The organism is Pseudomonas sp. Irchel 3E19 (genome assembly GCF_900187585.1).
GTDB lineage: Bacteria > Pseudomonadota > Gammaproteobacteria > Pseudomonadales > Pseudomonadaceae > Aquipseudomonas > Aquipseudomonas baetica.
In genome coordinates, this window is record NZ_FYDT01000019.1 from 84,573 (window position 1) to 104,431 (window position 19,859).

19 protein-coding genes are annotated in these 19,859 nt (G+C 60.0%); 5 read left to right on the forward strand and 14 right to left on the reverse strand.

The genetic code is table 11. The features are described from left to right. Window positions 1-23 precede the first annotated feature (23 nt). From CKW18_RS14405 to CKW18_RS14415, 3 genes are all read left to right on the forward strand, one after another. Window positions 24-368 (forward strand): pilin assembly protein, encoded by a 345-nt coding sequence (locus tag CKW18_RS14405; RefSeq protein ID WP_095189400.1) that lies wholly within the window; start codon window positions 24-26, stop codon window positions 366-368. Window positions 369-734: 366 nt separating this feature from the next. Then, a complete protein-coding gene (locus tag CKW18_RS14410; RefSeq protein ID WP_095189401.1) occupies window positions 735-1,139 on the forward strand; it encodes a DUF4398 domain-containing protein in 405 nt (134 codons plus the stop codon). 55 nt (window positions 1,140-1,194) lie between these two features. After that, on the forward strand, window positions 1,195-1,983 hold the full coding sequence (locus tag CKW18_RS14415; RefSeq protein WP_095189402.1) for an OmpA family protein: 789 nt from the start codon (window positions 1,195-1,197) through the stop codon (window positions 1,981-1,983). A 173-nt stretch (window positions 1,984-2,156) separates the two neighbouring features. Here CKW18_RS14415 and CKW18_RS14420 read toward each other — a convergent pair whose 3' ends face one another. From CKW18_RS14420 to CKW18_RS14485, 14 genes are all read right to left on the reverse strand, one after another. Continuing rightward, window positions 2,157-2,486, reverse strand: a complete 330-nt coding sequence (locus CKW18_RS14420) for a hypothetical protein (RefSeq protein ID WP_095189403.1) — start codon at window positions 2,484-2,486, stop codon at window positions 2,157-2,159. Continuing rightward, window positions 2,483-3,388, reverse strand: coding sequence for an alpha/beta hydrolase (locus tag CKW18_RS14425; RefSeq protein ID WP_095189404.1), 906 nt, complete (start codon window positions 3,386-3,388; stop codon window positions 2,483-2,485). Before CKW18_RS14425 ends, CKW18_RS14420 begins: the two co-directional genes overlap by 4 nt. A gap of 149 nt (window positions 3,389-3,537) precedes the next feature. Then, the gene (locus CKW18_RS14430; protein ID WP_170947256.1) at window positions 3,538-4,788 is read right to left on the reverse strand and encodes a flavohemoglobin expression-modulating QEGLA motif protein; all 1,251 of its coding nucleotides are present in this window, start codon (window positions 4,786-4,788) and stop codon (window positions 3,538-3,540) included. A gap of 60 nt (window positions 4,789-4,848) precedes the next feature. Further along, complete coding sequence (locus CKW18_RS14435; RefSeq protein WP_095189406.1) at window positions 4,849-5,403, reverse strand: hypothetical protein; 555 nt, start codon at window positions 5,401-5,403, stop codon at window positions 4,849-4,851. 155 nt (window positions 5,404-5,558) lie between these two features. After that, window positions 5,559-6,263 carry a TetR/AcrR family transcriptional regulator gene (locus CKW18_RS14440; RefSeq protein ID WP_170947257.1) on the reverse strand — a complete coding sequence of 235 codons (705 nt, stop codon included), beginning with the start codon at window positions 6,261-6,263 and terminating at the stop codon, window positions 5,559-5,561. A gap of 114 nt (window positions 6,264-6,377) precedes the next feature. Next, window positions 6,378-7,880: a lysine--tRNA ligase gene (gene lysS, locus CKW18_RS14445; protein ID WP_095189407.1), complete on the reverse strand. Its 1,503-nt coding sequence runs from the start codon at window positions 7,878-7,880 to the stop codon at window positions 6,378-6,380. A gap of 113 nt (window positions 7,881-7,993) precedes the next feature. After that, window positions 7,994-9,089 (reverse strand): peptide chain release factor 2 gene (gene prfB, locus CKW18_RS14450; RefSeq protein ID WP_099758102.1). Its coding sequence is split into 2 segments (ribosomal slippage): window positions 7,994-9,016 and window positions 9,018-9,089, totalling 1,095 coding nucleotides; the frame shifts between segments, so codons are not numbered across the junction. 225 nt (window positions 9,090-9,314) lie between these two features. Continuing rightward, entirely contained in the window at window positions 9,315-10,316 is a 1,002-nt protein-coding gene (locus CKW18_RS14455) for a PleD family two-component system response regulator (RefSeq protein ID WP_095189408.1), read from the reverse strand. 48 nt (window positions 10,317-10,364) lie between these two features. Continuing rightward, window positions 10,365-11,375: a chemotaxis response regulator protein-glutamate methylesterase gene (locus CKW18_RS14460; protein ID WP_095189409.1), complete on the reverse strand. Its 1,011-nt coding sequence runs from the start codon at window positions 11,373-11,375 to the stop codon at window positions 10,365-10,367. Continuing rightward, on the reverse strand, window positions 11,372-13,648 hold the full coding sequence (locus tag CKW18_RS14465; RefSeq protein WP_095189410.1) for a hybrid sensor histidine kinase/response regulator: 2,277 nt from the start codon (window positions 13,646-13,648) through the stop codon (window positions 11,372-11,374). Before CKW18_RS14465 ends, CKW18_RS14460 begins: the two co-directional genes overlap by 4 nt. Further along, window positions 13,645-14,328, reverse strand: coding sequence for a chemotaxis protein CheW (locus tag CKW18_RS14470; protein ID WP_095189411.1), 684 nt, complete (start codon window positions 14,326-14,328; stop codon window positions 13,645-13,647). The genes CKW18_RS14465 and CKW18_RS14470 overlap by 4 nt, the downstream gene beginning before the upstream one ends. After that, the gene (locus tag CKW18_RS14475) at window positions 14,325-15,596 is read right to left on the reverse strand and encodes a protein-glutamate O-methyltransferase CheR (protein WP_095189412.1); all 1,272 of its coding nucleotides are present in this window, start codon (window positions 15,594-15,596) and stop codon (window positions 14,325-14,327) included. Before CKW18_RS14475 ends, CKW18_RS14470 begins: the two co-directional genes overlap by 4 nt. Continuing rightward, entirely contained in the window at window positions 15,593-16,129 is a 537-nt protein-coding gene (locus CKW18_RS14480) for a chemotaxis protein CheW (RefSeq protein ID WP_095189413.1), read from the reverse strand. The genes CKW18_RS14475 and CKW18_RS14480 overlap by 4 nt, the downstream gene beginning before the upstream one ends. Then, entirely contained in the window at window positions 16,129-17,751 is a 1,623-nt protein-coding gene (locus CKW18_RS14485) for a methyl-accepting chemotaxis protein (RefSeq protein ID WP_095189414.1), read from the reverse strand. The genes CKW18_RS14480 and CKW18_RS14485 overlap by 1 nt, the downstream gene beginning before the upstream one ends. Window positions 17,752-18,289: 538 nt before the next feature. Between CKW18_RS14485 and CKW18_RS14490 the strand changes: the two genes are divergently transcribed. Both CKW18_RS14490 and tssI read left to right on the forward strand, forming a co-directional pair. Next, window positions 18,290-18,805 carry an Hcp family type VI secretion system effector gene (locus CKW18_RS14490; protein WP_007919523.1) on the forward strand — a complete coding sequence of 172 codons (516 nt, stop codon included), beginning with the start codon at window positions 18,290-18,292 and terminating at the stop codon, window positions 18,803-18,805. Between the two features lie 132 nt (window positions 18,806-18,937). Continuing rightward, a partial coding sequence (gene tssI, locus CKW18_RS14495) for a type VI secretion system tip protein TssI/VgrG (RefSeq protein WP_141233107.1) occupies window positions 18,938-19,859 on the forward strand: 922 nt, incomplete at its 3' end.

Sequence of the window (19,859 nt, forward strand, 5' to 3'; positions counted from 1 at the left end):
AGCAGGTGCGAAATGAGGTCATCATGAAAATCCGTGAACTCGCTCAACATTGGGAAGAAAACGCCAAGGGTCGCCTGACCGACACTGGCTACACGATTCACCTGGACGTCGAGGCCGCTGCGCGCCTGGCGGCGATTGCCGAAATGTACCCCAAACGGCATGCCGAAGAACTGCTCGGCGAACTGATCGGCGCCGCACTTGAAGAGTTCGAGGCGAGCCTGCCGTATGTGAAGGGTTCGACCGTGGTGGCCACCGACGAGGAAGGCGATCCCCTTTACGAAGATGTCGGGCCGACACCGCGGTTTCTCGCCCTCTCGCGGCAGCATTTGCATGAATTGTCGTCTGCTGAAGGCAAGCAGAAACACTGACACAAAGCAGATCAAACTGTGGAGCGGGCTTGCTCGCGAAGGCACTGTGTCAGTCGCTATCAAGGTCGACTGATACAGCGTATTCGCGAGCAAGCCCGCTCCCACATTGACCGTATTCAACTTCGAAAACCGCACCCTTTTTACCTCGCGCGTACCTCTGTGCGACGCCAAAGTTCCCGCTCTAGAGCCCTTGTCCATTCGGTCAAAGTTTTTTTTGGCGATAGGCCATCTTTTCTGAACTTTTGAAAAACCCCTCCGGTCGGAAGCTGTAACCACGCCTGGAACGAGCGTTTCAAAAACGCGCTTTCATACGACGCTTACGGCTCCTCGACCAGGATGGATTTAGTTGTTTTCAGGAGATGCCTAATGGAGTTGAAGACCATGAAAAACCAAACCTCGTTTACCCACCTGCGCGGTCTGAAACTGGCCGCCCTGGCAATCGGCACCAGCTTCGTACTGGCCGGCTGCGCCGGTAACCCACCGACCGAGCAGTACGCCGTGACCCAGTCTGCGGTCAACAGCGCGGTCAGCGCCGGTGGTACCGAGTTCGCTGCCGTTGAAATGAAGCAAGCGCAGGACAAACTCAAACAAGCCGAAATCGCCATGCACGACAAAAAGTATGACGATGCCCGTCGCCTGTCCGAGCAAGCCGAATGGGACGCTCGTGTAGCGGAACGCAAGGCTCAGGCAGCCAAGGCTGAACTGGCTGTGAAGGATTCCCAGAAAGGTGTTCAGGAACTGCGTCAGGAAAGTCAGCGCCCAGTGAAGTAAGCGCGCACCCCGACCGCAAGGCTGAAACTTTTATTGATTGAAAGGACGATAAATTATGCGTAAGCAACTGATGATCCCTGCTCTTCTGGCCGCAAGCGTTGCCCTGGCTGCCTGCTCTACCCCGCCTAACCCGAACCTGGAACAGGCCCGCACCAACTACGCCGGCCTGCAAGCCAACCCGCAGGCGAGCAAAGTCGCGGCCCTGGAAACCAAAGACGCCAGCGATTACCTGGACAAGGCCGACAAGGCCTACATGGACAAGCAAGACGCGGCCAAGGTTGACCAACTGGCCTACCTGACCAACCAGCGCGTGGAAGTGGCCAAGCAGACCATCGCCCTGCGCACCGCTGAAAACAATCTGAAGAACGCCGCCGCCCAACGCGCTCAGGCCCGCCTGGAGGCTCGCGATCAACAGATCAAACAGCTGCAGGACAGCCTCAACGCCAAGCAGACCGATCGCGGTACGCTGGTGACCTTCGGTGACGTGCTGTTCGCCACCAACAAGGCTGATCTGAAATCCAGCGGTTTGGTGAACATCAACAAACTGGCGCAGTTCCTTCAGGAAAACCCTGATCGCAAAGTGATCGTCGAAGGCTATACCGACAGCACTGGCGCGGCGAACTACAACCAGTCGCTGTCCGAGCGTCGTGCGACGTCGGTACAGGTAGCACTGATCAAAATGGGCGTAGATCCTGCGCGCATCGTGGTTCAGGGTTACGGCAAGGAATACCCGGTTGCCGATAACGGCAGCGTCTCCGGCCGTGCGATGAACCGTCGTGTGGAAGTGACCATTTCCAACGACAACCAGCCAGTGATGCCACGTTCGGCGGTAAGCTCGAACTAAGCTGTAGGCAGTCACGCAAAAGCCCCGCCTGACTCAGTCAGGCGGGGCTTTTTCATGCACGATCACAATCCCCCTGTGGGAGCGCCTGCTCGCGAAAGCGGTGTGTCAGTCAACATCCATGCTGACGGTGAATCCGTATTCGCGAGCAGGCTCGCTCCCACAGTTTGATCGAGTTACTGCTCGAGTTTTTGCGGCGTCTCCTCGCCCATGCAGCGCACGGCTTTTTTCTGCGCGTTGATCAGCACACCGGTCAGCCCTTTCTGTTCGGTATCAAACAGCACCAGCACGCCATCGATGCACTGCGCCACTTGCGGTGCAGGCTGTAACGAGATCTTGTAGTCCTCACCCGGCACGGTCTTGAGCATGGTGAATTCGTTCAGCAGCAACGCATCCTCAGGCTTGGCGAAATGCAGATAGCCGTAGTACCACAGGGCCCCGACCGTGCCGAGGATGCTACAGATACCGGTGATGATCAGCGGGATGGCGTTACGTTCTTCACTCATTGCGGACTCTCATCTTCAGAATTCGGGGTTTGCGGGTAGTTGGGGATTTCGCCGAGGCGGCGCAGGCCGTTGAAGTGCTCGGGATCGTCTAGGTAGCGCAGCATGACCTGCCGCCACACCGGGTCGCCGAAGGTCTGCACGTGGCCGCCACGAGTCAACTGCAGCACGCGCGGAGGCGGTGCGGCCTGATACAGACGGATGCCATTGGCAACCGGCACCAGAGGATCGTCGATGCTGTGGAAAATCAGTTTCGGCACGCCGCTGAGTTGCGGCATCGAATTGATCGCGCTGTCGCCATCCGGCACCAGCCACGACAGCGGCACCTGGAGTGGCCAGGTCAGCCACGACGTGCTCAGGGCATACTGGCCGACGCCACGGTAACTGGCAGGCACACCGTCGAGCACCAACGCCTTGAGCTGCTTCTGCCGCTCAGGGTGCTGCACCAGCCAATGCACGGCCATCGAACCACCGAGACTCTGACCGAGCACAATCAGCGGCTTGCCTTTGGCCTCCGGCGCCCTGTCCAGCCAGGCGAACGCGGCGTCGATGTCCTGATAGATTGCCGGCAAACTCGGCTCGCCCTCGGACAAGCCATAACCGCGATAGTCCACCAGCAGCACTTGATAGCCGTTTTTCGGCAACCACCAACTGCCACCGAGGTGCATCGGCAGATTGCCGCCGTTGCCGTGCAGATGCAGGACGGTGCCCTTAACCTCGGCGCCGGGTTTAGCCGGCAGCCACCAGGCGTTGAGCTTCAAGCCATCGGCCGTGACCAGCGTCACGGTGCGATATTCGAGTTTGGCTTTTTCAGGGGTGAAGATCTGGCCCGGTTCGGGATAGAACAACAGTGAGCTGCAACCGCCAAGGGTCAGGAGCAAGCAAAAGATGCCGAGGATTCTCATCCGGTGAAACCTCGCAGAAATAGGGGGCTAAACACAAATCAAACTGTGGGAGCGAGCCTGCTCGCGAAAGCGGTGTGTCAGCCAACATTAATGTTGAATGTGAAATCGCATTCGCGAGCAGGCTCGCTCCCACAGGGGCGACTCATCGCCTAGAGGATATTGGAGTAATCCGCTTCGATCCGGTCCAGGCTCAAATGGTTGAGGAAGTTGGAGAAGCACATCCACGCCGACAACGCGTTCAGGTCGCGGAACTGCTCCGGCAGGTACTTCGGCGGCACCACCAGCCCTTCGTCGACCAACTGGCGCAACGTGCGCATGTCTTCCAGCGTGGTCTTGCCGCAGAACAACAATGGGATCTGCTCAAGCTTGCCCTTACGCACGGCCAACTGAATGTAGTTGTAAACCATGATAAAGCCCTTGAGGTAGGACAAGTCTTTGGTGAATGGCAGACCGGTCGGCGTCGAACCACGGAAAACCCGGCTGGCGTTGCCGTAGCTTTCCGCCATTTCGAAGCCCTGTTCGCGGAAGAACTCGAACACCTGCAAGAAGTCCGCGCCCTCCTCGACCATGTGAATGGCACGGGTGCGGTTGGTCAGTTTGCGTAAGCGACTCGGATAAGAAGCGAAAGTGATGATTTCCATCAGAATCGCCAGGCCTTCCTGAGTCACTGTCGAGGAGGGCGGGCCTTTGGACAGGAAGGTGCAGATCGGCTGGTTCAAACCATTGAGCGTGGTGCCGACGTGGACCAGGCCTTCGTGGACCTCCAGCGCGCGCACATCGCGGTCGTTGAACAGCGCATCGGTGCGGATCTTGATGTAATCGGCACCGGCCGCTGCGTCGGCAACGATACCGTCGGACTCGAACACGCGGATGGTTTCCTCGGCCTCGCCAAACACCTTGTTCAACCGCGTTTGCAGCAGATGGACGGCGTCCTTGGCAGTGAGGATTTTCGGTTCGTCCTTCAGGTCGCCACGGCCATCGATATTGTTCAGGTAGTCGGACATCATCAGGCCGAGGTCGGCCAGGGTCGGGTCACCGGCGTGAAATGCATCGGACGCGGCGCCATACAGTTCCTGCGAGATCAGGCCAAAATCCTCGGTGCCGCGCGCTTCGAGCATGCGCACCACCATGCGGTATTCCTTGCACATGCGCCGCATGATCTGCCCGACCGGGTTGAACTGGCCGAGCTGGCGGGTGATGTCGCGCTCGATGTTCTGAAATTCCAGTTTGACCTTGCTCGAATCGAATGACAGCGGCCGATTGAGGTAGTAGTCGCGATCTACCGCCGGCATTTCCTTGCCCTTGGCCTTGAGAAAGCCTTTACGGATGTTCTCGTCCCACTTGACCGCATCAAGCACACGGATCGGCGTCTGCGCCAGCACAATGCGATCGGACAACATGCGTATCGTCTGCTGGTAATCGTCCACCCGAAACTCCTGTAGAAAACATCACGTACTGAATTATTTGGCGCCGGCCTGGCGCTGATAGCGCACCGCTTCGACGAACACATCGGAATTGGCCGGATCGTCGAGGTAAGCAAAGACCTTGTCGAGACGGCTGTCGACCAGCACGCCGTCGCCATCGTCGGTCTGGAAGGATTGACCGTCGAGGGCTTTCTGGTGGATCGCCTGATTGATCTGCTCGAGATCGAGGTTGTACACCACCAGTTCGTGTTTGTCGGTGAGTTCAAACCCGGCGATGGTGTAGTGGCCACCGAACCGCGCCGGCACTTTTGCCGACAGATACCAGCGATTGCCATGGCGAGACACGGTGAAGGGATAAGCCTCGCGCTCGCGGGGTTTGGCCTTGAACCAGGTGACAGCCTGATAGCGCTCGTTGCCGACGCGCGTCAGCTCAAGGTTCATCGGCTCGCCCCAGGCATTGATGCTCGACCACTTGCCGAGCAGGCCCTTGGGCGCCGCGTCAATGCTGGCCAGCGGCTCCTTGAAAGTCACCAGACAGCCACTGAGCAACAGGAACGACAAGGCGATCAGCACGCCACGCCAGGCTTTCATTCAACACTCCCTATGAACACACGGCCCTGAACATCGCCACATTACCCTGTGGGAGCGAGCCTGCTCGCGAAAGCGGTGTGTCAGGCAACAGAGATGTTGAATGGCAGAACGCATTCGCGAGCAGGCTCGCTCCCACAGGGTGAAGCAACAGTGGATTACACCGACGCCAGCACCAAATGCATATACCGCGTCAGAATGCCGAGCATGTCCTCTTCGGCCAAAGGCTCGGCGTCGTTGAGCAGGCCCTGATATTCCATCCGCCCGATAATCGCCGTCAACACCTTGGCATCTTGCTGCGGTTCACGCGAGCCCAATACCTGGAACAACTGGCAAGTGCCCTGCAAGAGAATCTGCTGATGGGAGCGCACCAGAATGGCCAGACCCGGGTTGAGCAACGCTTCCTGACGGAACGCCTGTTCGGCCATCAAATGCTCGCGTCGGTTGACCAGTTGCCGATGCACGTAGTCGGCCATCAACCGGGCAATATCGTCGGCCAGTTGCGAGCGCGACTCCGGGCTGCCATCGCCACTGACGACCATCTCGCGCAGCAGGCCTTCGTTGTTGTTCCACAGTTTTGCCATGTAGGCCGCACTGCGTTCGACGTATTGGGCGAAGGTATCGGTGAGCAGGTCATCGATATCCTTGAAGTAATAGGTGGTGGCGGAGAGCGGCACACCGGCCTCGGCCGCCACTGCACGGTGGCGCACCGCACGCACGCCGTCGCGCACGACAATCCTCATCGCCGCGTCGAGAATGTCCTGCCGACGCTGCTCACTGCCCTGTCGGCTGGCCTTGCGACCCTGGTACTGAACACTTTCAGCGACCGCAGTGGCGATACCCGCTGCACCTTCTTGAGCTATTGCACCGATCACGACAGGACTTCCTCTGCTATTTCAAAATTAACCAATTGATACATTTGTACCAGACGGGCAATAAAAAGCCGCCTGTTTTAGGCGGCTTTTTAACTGAAACGTTTACGCTTGCGGTCGCATGTGCGGGAACAGGATCACATCGCGAATCGACGGCGAGTTGGTCAGCAACATCACCAGACGGTCGATGCCGATGCCCTCACCGGCCGTTGGCGGCATGCCGTACTCCAGCGCGCGAACGAAGTCGGCGTCGTAGTGCATGGCTTCGTCGTCGCCGGCGTCCTTGTCGGCCACCTGCGCCATGAAGCGTTCGGCCTGGTCTTCCGCGTCGTTCAACTCGGAGTAGGCGTTAGCGATTTCACGGCCGCCGATGAACAGCTCGAAACGGTCGGTGACGTTCGGGTTGTCGTCGTTACGACGGGCCAGCGGCGACACTTCGAACGGGTACTGGGTAATGAAGTGCGGCTGTTCCAGCTTGTGCTCGACCAGTTCTTCGAAAATCATCACTTGCAGCTTGCCCAGACCTTCGAAGCCCAGCACCTTGGCGCCGGCCTTCTTGGCGATGGCGCGCGCCTTGTCGATGTCGTTCAGGTCATCGGCAGTCAGCTCAGGGTTGTACTTGAGGATCGAGTCGAACACCGACAGACGTACAAACGGCTCGCCGAAGTGGAACACCTTGTCGCCGTACGGCACGTCGGTGCTGCCCAGCACCAACTGCGCCAGTTCACGGAACAGTTCTTCGGTCAGGTCCATGTTGTCTTCGTAGTCGGCGTAGGCCTGGTAGAACTCCAACATGGTGAATTCAGGGTTGTGACGAGTCGAAACGCCTTCGTTACGGAAGTTTCGGTTGATCTCGAAGACTTTCTCGAAGCCGCCCACCACCAGACGCTTGAGGTACAGCTCTGGTGCGATACGCAGGAACATTTCCATGTCCAGCGCGTTGTGGTGGGTTTCGAACGGCTTGGCCGCGGCGCCGCCAGGAATGGTCTGCAGCATCGGCGTTTCGACTTCGAGGAAGTCGCGCTTCATCAGGAAGCTGCGGATGTGCGCGATCACTTGCGAACGCACGCGGAACGTCTGGCGTACTTCTTCGTTGACGATCAGGTCAACGTAGCGCTGACGGTAGCGCTGTTCGGTGTCGGTCAGGCCGTGGTGCTTGTCCGGCAGCGGGCGCAGCGACTTGGTCAGCAGGCGCACTTCGGTCATCTCGACGTACAGGTCACCCTTGCCGGAACGGGCCAAAGTGCCAACGGCAGCAATGATGTCGCCCATGTCCCAGGTTTTCACCGCGGCCAGGGTTTCTTCCGACAGGGTTTTACGGTTGACGTAGACCTGAATGCGACCGGTCATGTCCTGGATCACCATGAACGAGCCACGGTTGAGCATGATGCGACCGGCAACCTTGACCGGGATTGCAGCCTCTGCCAGCTCTTCCTTGGTCTTGTCCGCGTATTGCTTCTGCAGTTCTTCGCAGTAGTTTTCGCGGCGGAAGTCATTCGGGAAGGCGTTGCCCTTGGCGCGCTCGGCAGCAAGTTTTTCCTTGCGCAGGGCGATCAGGGAGTTTTCTTCCTGTTGCAGGGCTTGCGGATCGAGTTGTTGGTCGCTCATGTCTTTAGATATTCCATCAGGTTCGTTGCCCCCGGGCCTTGCAGCCCGGGGATCGCCAGCAGGCTGGCTCCTACAGGGATCGCGTTGAATCAGCCGATCCTGTATTGCGTCTTTTACAGCCCCGATTTCAGGCTGGCTTCGAGGTATTCGTCGATGTCGCCATCGAGCACCTTGTCGCAGTCACTGCGTTCGATGTTGGTCCGCAGGTCCTTGATGCGCGAAGCATCGAGAACGTACGAGCGGATCTGGTGACCCCAGCCGATATCGGACTTGGTGTCTTCCAGCGCCTGGGACGCGGCGTTGCGTTTCTGCATTTCCTGCTCGTACAACTTGGCCCGCAGCATTTTCATGGCGGTGTCTTTGTTGGCGTGCTGGGAACGTTCGTTCTGGCAGCTGACCACGGTATTGGTCGGTACGTGAGTAATACGTACGGCCGAGTCGGTGGTGTTTACGTGCTGACCACCGGCACCGGAGGAACGGTAGGTGTCGATCCGCAGGTCTGCCGGGTTGATTTCGATTTCCACCTTGTCATCGATCTCTGGCGAGACGAAAACCGCGGAGAACGAGGTGTGGCGACGGTTGCCGGAGTCGAACGGACTCTTGCGCACCAGACGATGCACGCCGATCTCGGTGCGCAGCCAGCCAAAGGCGTATTCGCCCTTGATGTGCACGGTCGCACCTTTGATACCGGCGACTTCACCGGCCGACAGCTCCATGATGGTCGCGTCGAAACCGCGTTTGTCAGCCCAGCGCAGGTACATGCGCAGCAGGATGTTGGCCCAGTCCTGGGCTTCGGTGCCGCCGGAACCGGCCTGGATGTCCAGGTAGGCGTTGTTCGGGTCCATCTCGTGGCTGAACATACGACGGAATTCAAGCTTGGCGAGGTTTTCCTCGAGACGGGCCAGCTCGGCGACGACATCGCCCACTGCGCCTTCGTCGTTTTCTTCGACGGCCATGTCCAGCAGGTCACGGCAATCGGCCAGACCGCCGTTCAGTTCGTCGAGGGTATCGACGATCTGCGCCAGCGCAGCGCGCTCGCGGCCCAACTCTTGGGCGTATTCAGGTTTGTTCCAGACACTCGGATCTTCAAGCTCGCGATTGACCTCGGTCAGACGCTCATGCTTTTGATCGTAGTCAAAGATACCCCCGAATAGTTTCGGAGCGCTCGGACAGGTCCTTGATGGTGTTCAGGATCGGGTTGATTTCCATGACGGGCAGCACTCGTTGGCGAACTTTTGAAAGCCGGCGAGTATAACGTAATCAAGCTGTCACGGCAGCCCGTCTGGCGGCTATTGGGGCGAATCACTTGACATGTTCCGATACAGATCCCCAGTGGGAGCGGGCTTGCTCGCGAAGGCGTCGGGTCAGGCGACATCAACGTCGAATGTCAGGCCGCTTTCGCGAGCAAGCCCGCTCCCACAGCGGATTGTGAACCTATTCAATACCTACTTGGTTGCGGCCATTGTTCTTGGCCAGGTACAACCCGCGATCCGCCGCCGAAATCAGCAACCGGCAATCGCTCCCCGACTCGGGCACCATGGTCGCCAAGCCGATGCTGATTGTCAGGCTCGCGCCCTCACCGGGCGTATTGTGTGGAATCTTCAGCGCCGCCACCGTCTGGCGCAGCTTTTCCGCCACCAGCCGCGCGCCGCCCGGCGAGGTGTTCGGCAGCACCAGGGCAAACTCCTCTCCCCCGTAACGCGCAGGCAGGTCCGACGGGCGGGCGCTGGCGTCGCGAATCGCCGTGGCGACCTTGCGCAGTGCTTCATCGCCTTCGACATGGCCGAAGCTGTCGTTGTAGGACTTGAAGTAATCGACGTCGATCATCAACAACGACAACTGACTCTGATCACGTAGCGAACGGCGCCATTCCAGCTCCAGGTATTCGTCAAAGTGGCGGCGGTTGGACAGCCCTGTCAGCCCATCGGAGTTCATCAGGCGTTGCAGCACCAGGTTGGTGTCGAGCAACTGCTGCTGGCTGACCCGCAGCGCACGGTACGCGGCGTCGCGTTGCAGCAAGGTCATGTAGGAACGCGAGTGATAGCGGATGCGCGCCACCAGTTCGATGGTGTCCGGCAGCTTCACCAGATAATCGTTTGCGCCTGCGGAAAACGCTGCGCTTTTGATCAGCGGGTCTTCCTTGGTCGACAGGACGATGATCGGAATGTCCTTGGTGGCCGGGTGATTGCGGTATTCACGCACCAGGCTCAGGCCGTCGAGACCAGGCATGACCAGATCCTGCAGGATCACCGTCGGCTTGATCCGCACCGCTTGCACGATGGCCTGATGCGGGTCGGAGCAGAAGTGGAAGTCGATGTTCTCTTCATTCGACAGCCCACGGCGCACGGCTTCGCCGATCATCGCCTGATCGTCTACCAACAACACCATGGCGGCGTTTTCGTCGGTTTTGATGCCATCGAGCTGTAAGTCATTCATGGGCGGTCACCTGAGTACTGCGGGGGCCAGGATTGCGGATTGGCTTATTCATTTCGGGAAAACCTCCAGCAATCGTGGCGCTATCTTTTCCAGTGGACGGATTTCTACCGCGGCATCGATCGCCGCCGCTGCCTTGGGCATGCCGTACACCGCACTGCTTTGCTGATCCTGCGCGATGGTCAAGTAACCCTGTTGGCGCATGAGCTTAAGCCCTTGCGCGCCGTCACGCCCCATCCCGGTCAATAAAACCCCGACTGCGTCACCGCTCCAGTAGCTGGCGATGCTTTCAAAAAACACGTCGATCGAAGGTCGGTAGATCTCGTTGACCGGTTCGGCGGTGTAGGCCAGCGTGCCGTTTTTCAACAATCGAATATGGTGATTGGTGCCGGCCAGAAGCACTGCGCCGGCCTGCGGTGGTTCGCCTTCGCGGGCCAGACGCACGTCGAGGCCGCTGGCGCTGGCCAGCCATTCGGCCATGCCGGCGGCAAACACCTGGTCAACGTGCTGCACCAGCACGATGGCCGCGGAAAAGTTGCGCGGCAAGCCCTTGAGCAGCACTTCCAGCGCCGCTGGCCCGCCCGCGGACGAGCCGATCGCCACCAGCCGCTGGCACGAAGCCGAACTGCGCTGGGGGGCTGGGGCTGGGCGCGAGCGCGCGGATTTCTCGCCAATCAACCAGCCGATGTTGAGTATCTTGCGCAGCAACGGTGCTGCCGCTTCCTGGGCGTTGCCGGCGCCGAGGGCCGGGGTATCGACCACATCCAGCGCACCGTGGCCCATGGCTTCGAAGACCCGATGCACATTCTGCTGGCGGTCAACGGTGACGATCACGATCGCACAGGGACTTTCCGCCATGATGCGCCGCGTGGCCTCGACGCCGTCCATCACCGGCATGATCAGATCCATCAGGATCAGATCAGGGGTATTTTCGGCGCACAAGCGTACTGCCTCGGCGCCGTTGTACGCGACCCAGACCACCTGATGCGCAGGCTCGAAGGCCAGCGCCCGGCGCAGGGCCTCCACCGCCAGCGGCATATCGTTGACGATTGCGATCTTCATGCCCGCGCTCCCCCGATAAGCTCGACCACTGCATCGAGCAGGGCGTCGTCATGAAAACTGGCTTTGGCTAAATAATAGTCGGCGCCGGCGTCCAGTCCACGGCGCCGGTCTTCTTCGCGATCCTTGTACGACACCACCATCACCGGCAGCGATTGCAGACGGTTGTCGCGACGCAGCAAGGTGACCAGTTCGATGCCGTCCATGCGCGGCATGTCGATGTCGGTGATCAGCAAATCGAAGTCCTCTGAACGCAGCGCGTTCCAGCCGTCCATGCCATCCACCGCCACCGCCACGTCGTAGCCGCGATTGAGCAGCAGCTTGCGTTGCAGTTCGCGCACGGTCAGCGAGTCGTCGACCACCAGCACTCGCTTGCGCGCCACTTCTGCCGCTTGATTGCCGTGGCGGGCGATGCGTTCCAGGCGCCCGGTATTGAGCAGTTTATCCACCGAACGCAGCATGTCCTCGACGTCGACGATCAACACAACCGAACCGTCATCGAGCAAGGCCCCGGCGGAAATGTCCTGCACTTTGCCCAGACGATCGTCCAGCGGCAATACCACCAACGTGCGCTCACCAACAAAACGCTCGACCGCCACACCGTAAATCGCATCGCGCTCACGAATCACCACGACTTTCAGGGTTTCCCCGCTGTTCTGGCTGACCGGACGGTTCAGCAACTGACTGGCCGCGACCAGCCCGACATGCCGGCCTTCGTGCCAGAAATGCTGGCGTCCCTCGACCTGCACGATGTCTTCGGGGGCCAGATCGCACATGCGCTCGATATGCGCCAGTGGAAAGGCGTAAGCCTCTTCGCCGACTTCCACCACCAGACTGCGCACCACCGACAGGGTCAGCGGCACTTCCAGATGAAAACGGCTGCCCTCGCCCGCTGTCTGCTCCAGCACGACCGCGCCGCGCAGTTGGCGCACCATGTGCTGCACCGCATCCAGGCCAACGCCCCGGCCGGAGACTTCGGTGACCTTGTCGCGCAGGCTGAACCCGGGCAGAAACAGGAAGGTCAGCAGTTCCTCTTCGCTCAACTGCGCCGCCGTTTCGGCTGGGGATAACTGGCGCTCGACGATGCTGCGGCGAACCTTTTCCAGATCCACACCATTGCCGTCATCGCTCAACTCCAGCACCAGCAATCCGGCCTGATGCGAGGCCCGCAGGCGGATCAGGCCTTCCTCAGGCTTGCCCTTGAGCACACGCTGCTCAGGGGTTTCGATGCCGTGGTCGACCGCGTTGCGCAGCAAATGGGTGAGCGGCGCTTCGAGTTTTTCCAGCACGTCGCGATCGACCTGAGTCTTCTCGCCTTCGATCTCCAACCGCACCTGCTTGCCGAGGCTGCGGCCCAGATCGCGGACCATGCGTACCTGACCGCTGAGCACGTCGGCGAATGGCCGCATCCGGCAGGCCAACGCGGTGTCATAAAGCACTTGCGCGCGTTGACTGGCCTGCCAGGCGAACTCATCGAGTTCGGCGTTTTTCTCGATCAGCAGTTGCTGGGATTCAGCGAGCAAACGCCGCGCATCCTCCAGCGCTTCCAGCGCCTCAAGGCTCAACGCGTGTTCCTTGAGGTGGACGTTGAGGTTTTCCAGTGCGCGCAGACCGTTGTTCTGCATGCGTTTGAGGCGTTGCATGGTGGCCAGATGCGGCTTGAGGCGCTGGGTTTCCACCAGCGATTTGCTCGACAGATCGAGCAGGCTGTTCAAGCGTTCGGCAGTGACTCGCAATACGCGCTCGCCACCCTCAGTGCTGCGCTTGCTGTTGCGTGGCGCCGGTTCGAATGAGTCGACCGCAACCTCGACAGAAGGCGCAGGCACTAGCGGCGCTTCGAGTTGCAACTCGGCCATGACGGGCGCGGCGATCACTGCTGGCGATGCCGACGGATCGAGCAGTTGCCCCATCAACGCGACGTAAGCCTCAATCTCTGGCGGTTGCGGCGCATTGGCAGGCGTGGCGATGCGCATCAACAAATCGGTGCCCTGCAACAACGCGTCGATGTGCTCCGGACGCAACAACAAGCGCCCTTCCTGCGCACTGACCAGACAATCTTCCATCACATGCGCGACGCTGACGCCGCTGTCGATGCCGACAATCCGCGCCGCGCCTTTGAGCGAGTGCGCCGCGCGCATGCACGATTCCAGTTGATCGGCCTGGGTCGGGTTACGTTCCAGCGCCAGCAGCCCGGCGCTGAGCACTTGGGTCTGGGCTTCGGCTTCGAGGCTGAACAGCTCCAGCAAGGAGGCGTCGCGCATTTGCTCGGGGGTCATGTGAGGCTCCGGGTCACGGCGGACAGCAGCTGTTCTTCATCCAGCCATCGCAGGCTGCGACCCCGATATTGCAGCACGCCACGGGTGTATTTGGCGCTGGTTTGCGCACCGGATTGCGAGGCGGCGTCGAGAATTCGCTCGTCAATCGCATGAATGCCGTCGACTTCATCCACCGGCACCACCACCGGCCCGCCACTGGCGGCGATGATCAGCATGCGTGGCATGATCCGCGCGCCGTTGACCGGGGCCGCGTTGCCATCCAGATCCAGCAGTTCGACCAGCGACAGGCACGCTACTAACGCTCCGCGCACATTCGCTACGCCCAACAAGGCGCGCGAGCGTTGGTGCGGCAACGAATGAATGGCCTGCATCGGCGCCACTTCAACCAGGCTGCGTGTCGCCAGCCCGAGCCATTCTTCGCCGAGGCGGAACATCAACAGTGAACGGGTTTTCAGCTCGGTTTCGACCGCTATCGCCACTGGGTCACGCTCGTCCTGCTGCAAGGCATAGCGATCAAGCAGGCGCGTGGCGGCGGCGGAATACACCGAGCAATTGCGGCAGTGGATGTGTTCTTCCAGCAACGGGCACGACTTGTCGCCGTGAATGCCGATGCGGTTCCAGCAATCATCGATGGCCCGTGCGTCTTCATGGGTGACGTTCAAGGTGTCGGACGCGATCATCGTTTACGCTCACTGTCGGCAGTGCGCTCGCTGCGGGCGGCGCGTTCCTGCAATCGTCTGGCACCGGCGCTGTCGCCCTGGGCTTGCAGCAACGCGGCCAGGTGCATCAACGCTTCGGGATGTTGCGGTTCGAGGTACAAAGCCTTGCGGTAATACCCTTGGGCTTCGAGGGCTGAGCCTGCGACATCGCTGAGCAGGCCGAGCCAGTAGAAAACCTGCGCCACCGGTTCGTGGCTGCGCAAATACTGTTCGCACGCGGCGCGGGCCTCGGCACTTTTGCCTTCGTTGGCCAGCGCAGCAATGTTGGCCAGTAGCGTCGCGGCGTCGGGATTTGCGCTTTTGCGGGTGGTTGGCAGCGGCGCCACTGCGGCAAATGGTCGATTACGCACGGGCGGTGGTGGCGCACTGCGCAGCGGTTGGCTGACGGGCAACGGAACGGGTTTGGGGATCGGCAGTGGCTCAGGCACCGGCTCGCTGTGGCGACTGAACGCAAACGACTGCGGGATGCCGATCGAACGCATGCCCAGACGCCCGAGGAGACTGCCCTCGGCCGGGCCGATAAACAGCACGCCGTCAACGTGGGTCAGGCGCTTGAGCACTTCGAAGACCTGCTTCTGGGTCGGCTGATCGAAATAGATCAGCAGGTTCCGGCAAAACACGAAATCGAAAGCCGGTTCGTTGGCCAACAGCGCCGGATCAAGCACATTACCGACCTGCCAACGCACCTGCTCGCGCACCGTTTCATTGACCCGATGGCCATCCTGCTCAGCGGTGAAATGCCGCTCGCGATAGTCCAGATCCTGGCCGCGAAACGAGTTCTTGCCGTACAGCGCGCGCCGCGCCTTTTCCACCGACAGGGGACTGACGTCCATGCCGTCGATCTTGAACTGATGCGGTTTAAGCCCGGCATCAAGCAGGGCCATGGCAATCGAATACGGTTCTTCGCCGGTGGAGCACGGCAGGCTGAGGATGCGCAGCGCCCGCATGTTGTTCAACTCGCCGAGACGCTTGCACGCCAGTTTGCCCAGCGTGGCGAAGGATTCCGGATAACGGAAAAACCAGGTCTCGGGAACGATCACCGCTTCGATCAGCGCCTGTTGCTCGTCCCGCGAGCCTTGCAGCAGTTGCCAGTATTCGTCGGCATGGGCTGCTTGCGAAAGCGTCGTGCGCTGACGCACCGCCCGCTCGATAATCGCCGGCCCGACCGAAGTGACATCAAGGCCGATGCGCTCCTTGAGGAAATCGAAAAAGCGCTGATCGCTGCTCATGATTGCGCCTCAAGCTGCGCCGGATCCCGTGGCGGATTCGGGAACAACAAACCGCGCACGGAATCATCGAGCAAGTCATTGACCCGCACCCATTGCACCAGCCCTTGCGCGTCCTCGCGTACAGGGCCGAGGTACGGCGCTTCCCGGTTATCGAGGCCGTAGGGCTGAAAATCCTCTGGATCGCAGCGCAAAGTGTCGGTGGCCTGCTCAAGAATCAGTCCGAGCCATTGCGCTGGTTGCGCTTGGTCCGGGCGATAGTGAACCAGCACCAGACGCGTGCTGGTCCGCGCCTCGGCAGGCTGACCAAAAGTCAGCGCACTGAGATCAATCACCGGCACCACCGCGCCGCGATAGGCGAACACCCCGGCGACCCACTGCGGCGCCCGGGCAATCGGTTTCAACGGCAGACGCGGCAGCACTTCCGCCACTTCGGTGGCGCGCAAGGCATAGCGCTCGCTGCCGATGCGAAACAGCAGGAACAACGCCTGCTTCGTCACCTGCGCGACGCTGCGTTTGGCGATGATTTCGCTCATCAGACTTTAAATCGCGAAACGCCGCTGCGCAGCCCGACGGCCACCTGGCTCAGTTCGTCGATGGCGAAACTGGCCTGACGCAGCGACTCGACGGTCTGGCTGCTGGCGTCGCCCAACTGCACCAGCGCATGGTTGATCTGCTCGGCGCCGGTGGCCTGGGCCTGCATGCCTTCGTTGACCATCAGCACGCGCGGCGCCAGCGCCTGCACCTGATGGATGATCTGCGACAGCTGCTCGCCGACCTGTTGCACTTCGGACATGCCGCGGCGCACTTCTTCGGAGAACTTGTCCATGCCCATGACGCCCGCCGACACGGCCGACTGGATCTCGCGAACCATTTGTTCGATGTCGTAAGTGGCCACGGCCGTCTGGTCCGCCAGACGCCGCACTTCGGTGGCGACCACGGCGAAACCACGGCCGTATTCGCCAGCCTTTTCGGCTTCGATAGCGGCGTTGAGCGACAGCAGGTTGGTCTGGTCGGCGACCTTGACGATGGTCACTACCACCTGATTGATGTTGCCGGCTTTCTCGTTGAGGATCGCCAGTTTGGCGTTGACCAGATCAGCAGCGCCCATCACCGAATGCATGGTGTCTTCCATGCGTGCCAGACCTTGCTGGCCGGAACCGGCGAGCACCGAGGCCTGATCGGCAGCGGTGGACACTTCGGTCATGGTGCGCACCAGATCCCGCGAGGTGGCGGCGATTTCCCGCGAGGTCGCACCGATCTCGGTGGTGGTGGCAGCAGTTTCGGTGGCGGTGGCTTGCTGTTGCTTGGAAGTCGCGGCGATCTCGGTCACAGAGGTAGTCACCTGCACCGACGAGCGCTGCGCCTGGGACACCAGTGCGGTCAGCTCGGTCATCATGTCGTTGAAGCCGGTTTCCACTGCGCCAAACTCGTCTTTGCGGTCGAGGTTCAGTCGGCTGCTCAAGTCGCCGGTGCGCATGATTTCGAGAATTTTCACGATGCGGTTCATCGGCGCCATGATCGCGCGCATCAACAGCAGACCGCAGGCACCGGCCGCCAGCACAGCGATCAGCAGCGAGATAAACATGCTCACTTTGGCCGCTGCGACAGCGTCGTCGATGTTGGCCATGGCCTGATCGGCGACTTTCTTGTTCCAACCGATGATGTCATTGAGCTTCATGCGGCCGCTGTACCAGGCCGGAGTCAGTTTCTCATTGAACAGCTTGAGCGCATCGGCTTCCAGGTTGCGTCCGTGCAGGTCCAGCACCTGATCCTGAATCTTCATGTAGGCGTCGTGGTACTTCTCGAACGCGGCGAACTCGGTACGATCCTGCTCGGTTGCCATGGTTTTGCGGTAGTTGGCCATTTGTTCTTGCAGGCGGTTTTCGAACGCCTTGTAATCCGCCGCATCCTCGCTGGAAATCCCCTCCCCTTCCTTTAACCCGAGCAGTTCTTGTGTCTGCAAGTAACTATCAACCCACGCACCACGGATCATCGAGCTGTAATAAACCCCGGGGATCGCATCATCGCGGACGCTGTTTTCACTGGCTTCGATCTTCAACAGCCGCGAATACGAGAGAACTACCATCAAAAACATGATGGCGATAATCACCGCAAAGCTCGCCAAAATGCGTTGGCGCAACGTCCAGTTCTTCACAGTGATTCCTCGTGCCTAAGTCGAAATGCGGGGAGTATAGCCGAGGGCGGTATCTCATTAATAAGACGCTTTTTAACCCCCTGACCTGTCGGCATTAAGCACAACAGGCTCTGGCTTGGGACTTTCCAGTAACTGGAAGATGGCTGACCAGTGACTGACCAGTGACGGAACGGCAAAAAATGGCGCCGGATTGGTCATTTGTTGAAACCCCGCGTTTCCGGCCAATGCCATCAATGAGCCATACTGCGCAACAAGTTGCGCAGTACCCCATAATAAAACACCCCTCTGAAGCGCTACAGACCATACGCCACGTGGCCTGTAGCCAAGTGCGCAAGAAGTTGCGCAGTACTGCGCAACTTCTTGCGCACTTTCGCCTTCGATTCCATGTAAAAAACCCTCGCAACCGCAGTCCAGAGCACTTTGCCCCCGTCCTCCGGGGACTTCGCAAAACCTGGCACGCTCCTTGATAGCTCTTATGCACCCATCGGGCGATTTCGCCTCCCGGGCACCCTAAATTTATCCGCAAGGAGAGCACCCCATGGCAACACCAGCGTACATGTCGGTTACCGGCGAAAAACAAGGCCTGATCACTGCAGGCGCATTCACTGCCGACTCCGTTGGCAACACCTACCAGGAAGGCCACGAAGACCAGGTTATGGTTCAGGCTTTCAGCCACGACGTGATCATCCCGCGTGACCCACAATCCGGTCAGCCAACCGGTCAGCGCGTTCACAAGCCAGTTGTGATCACCAAGGTCTACGACAAGGCTTCGCCTCTGCTGCAAGCCGCTCTGACTTCCGGCGAGCGCATGAGCGAAATCGTTATCCAGTGGTTCCGTACTTCGGCTCAAGGTACCCAAGAGCACTACTACACCACCAAACTGGAAGACGCGATCATCGTCGCCATCAACAACAAAATGCACAACTGCCAGGATCCAGGCAACTCGCACTTCACCCACCTGGAAGAAGTGCAGTTCACCTACCGCAAAATCACCTGGACCCACGAAGTATCCGGTACTTCGGGTTCCGATGACTGGCGTGCTCCAGTCGTTTAATTACGGCTGATCGTTACAAACATCGGCCAGCTTTGCTGGTCGATGTTGTTTACGCCCCTCCAGAATTTCGCGTACGTTGACCCGCTTTTGCGGCCGTCGACGAGCGCCGCTGTACAGCACGAGGAACAAGGGATGTTCGCGCCGGCCAATGAAACCCACTTTGCCCTGACCATCGAAGGGCTTTCCGCCGATTTTCAGGTGTTTACCCTCACCGGCCGGGAAGCCATCAGCCAGCCTTTTGTCTTTGAGGTGGAGCTGGTCAGTGAAAAACCGTCGCTGGACCTCGAAACCCTGCTGCACAAACCGGCCTTCCTGCAGCTATCGCCCGATGGCAGCGGCATCCATGGCCAGATCTACCGCGCCGCGCAAGGTGACTCAGGCAAACGCCTGACGCGCTACTCGGTGACCCTGCGCCCGCAACTGGCGTACCTGGCGCACCGCATCAACCAGCGCATCTTCCAGAACCTCACGGTGCCGAAAATCATCGGCATGGTCCTCGAAGAGCACGGTATCCAGAGCAACGCCTACGAATTCCAGACCGGTTCGATCTACCCCGAGCGCATTTACTGCGTGCAATACGATGAATCGGACCTGCATTTCATCCAGCGCCTGTGCGAAGAAGAAGGCATTCACTACCACTTCCAGCACAGCGCCACGGCGCACAAACTGGTGTTCGGCGACGACCAGACGGTGTTCCCCAAACTCAAGCCAGTGGCCTACCAGCAAGACTCCGGCATGGTCGCCAACGACCCGGTAATCAAGCGCTTCGACCTGCGCCTGGAAACCCGCACCAGCCGCACCACGCGTCGCGATTACGATTTCGAAAAACCACGCCTGACGCTGGAAAGCGAAAACCGCGGCGACGCCCTTCCCGACCTCGAAGACTACGACTACCCGGGCCGCTTCATCGACCGTGAGCGCGGCAAGCACCTGGCCAAACGCGCCCTCGAACGCCACCGCAGCGACTTCCAACTGGCTGAAGGCAAAAGCGATCAACCGTTGCTGGTCAGCGGCCATTTCCTCGCGCTGACCGCGCACCCGAAAGCCAAATGGA

Coding starts and splice junctions, on each gene's coding strand:
- CKW18_RS14480 (WP_095189413.1), bottom strand. CDS start 16,129: ATGAGCGAAATCATCGCCAAACGCAGCGTCGCGCAGGTGACGAAGCAG.
- CKW18_RS14435 (WP_095189406.1), bottom strand. CDS start 5,403: ATGAAAGCCTGGCGTGGCGTGCTGATCGCCTTGTCGTTCCTGTTGCTC.
- CKW18_RS14460 (WP_095189409.1), bottom strand. CDS start 11,375: ATGAAGATCGCAATCGTCAACGATATGCCGCTGGCGGTGGAGGCCCTG.
- CKW18_RS14420 (WP_095189403.1), bottom strand. CDS start 2,486: ATGAGTGAAGAACGTAACGCCATCCCGCTGATCATCACCGGTATCTGT.
- CKW18_RS14410 (WP_095189401.1), top strand. CDS start 735: ATGGAGTTGAAGACCATGAAAAACCAAACCTCGTTTACCCACCTGCGC.
- CKW18_RS14455 (WP_095189408.1), bottom strand. CDS start 10,316: ATGAATGACTTACAGCTCGATGGCATCAAAACCGACGAAAACGCCGCC.
- CKW18_RS14415 (WP_095189402.1), top strand. CDS start 1,195: ATGCGTAAGCAACTGATGATCCCTGCTCTTCTGGCCGCAAGCGTTGCC.
- CKW18_RS14465 (WP_095189410.1), bottom strand. CDS start 13,648: ATGACCCCCGAGCAAATGCGCGACGCCTCCTTGCTGGAGCTGTTCAGC.
- CKW18_RS14430 (WP_170947256.1), bottom strand. CDS start 4,788: ATGTTGTCCGATCGCATTGTGCTGGCGCAGACGCCGATCCGTGTGCTT.
- CKW18_RS14490 (WP_007919523.1), top strand. CDS start 18,290: ATGGCAACACCAGCGTACATGTCGGTTACCGGCGAAAAACAAGGCCTG.
- CKW18_RS14475 (WP_095189412.1), bottom strand. CDS start 15,596: ATGAGCAGCGATCAGCGCTTTTTCGATTTCCTCAAGGAGCGCATCGGC.
- CKW18_RS14405 (WP_095189400.1), top strand. CDS start 24: ATGAAAATCCGTGAACTCGCTCAACATTGGGAAGAAAACGCCAAGGGT.
- CKW18_RS14470 (WP_095189411.1), bottom strand. CDS start 14,328: ATGATCGCGTCCGACACCTTGAACGTCACCCATGAAGACGCACGGGCC.
- lysS (WP_095189407.1), bottom strand. CDS start 7,880: ATGAGCGACCAACAACTCGATCCGCAAGCCCTGCAACAGGAAGAAAAC.
- CKW18_RS14425 (WP_095189404.1), bottom strand. CDS start 3,388: ATGAGAATCCTCGGCATCTTTTGCTTGCTCCTGACCCTTGGCGGTTGC.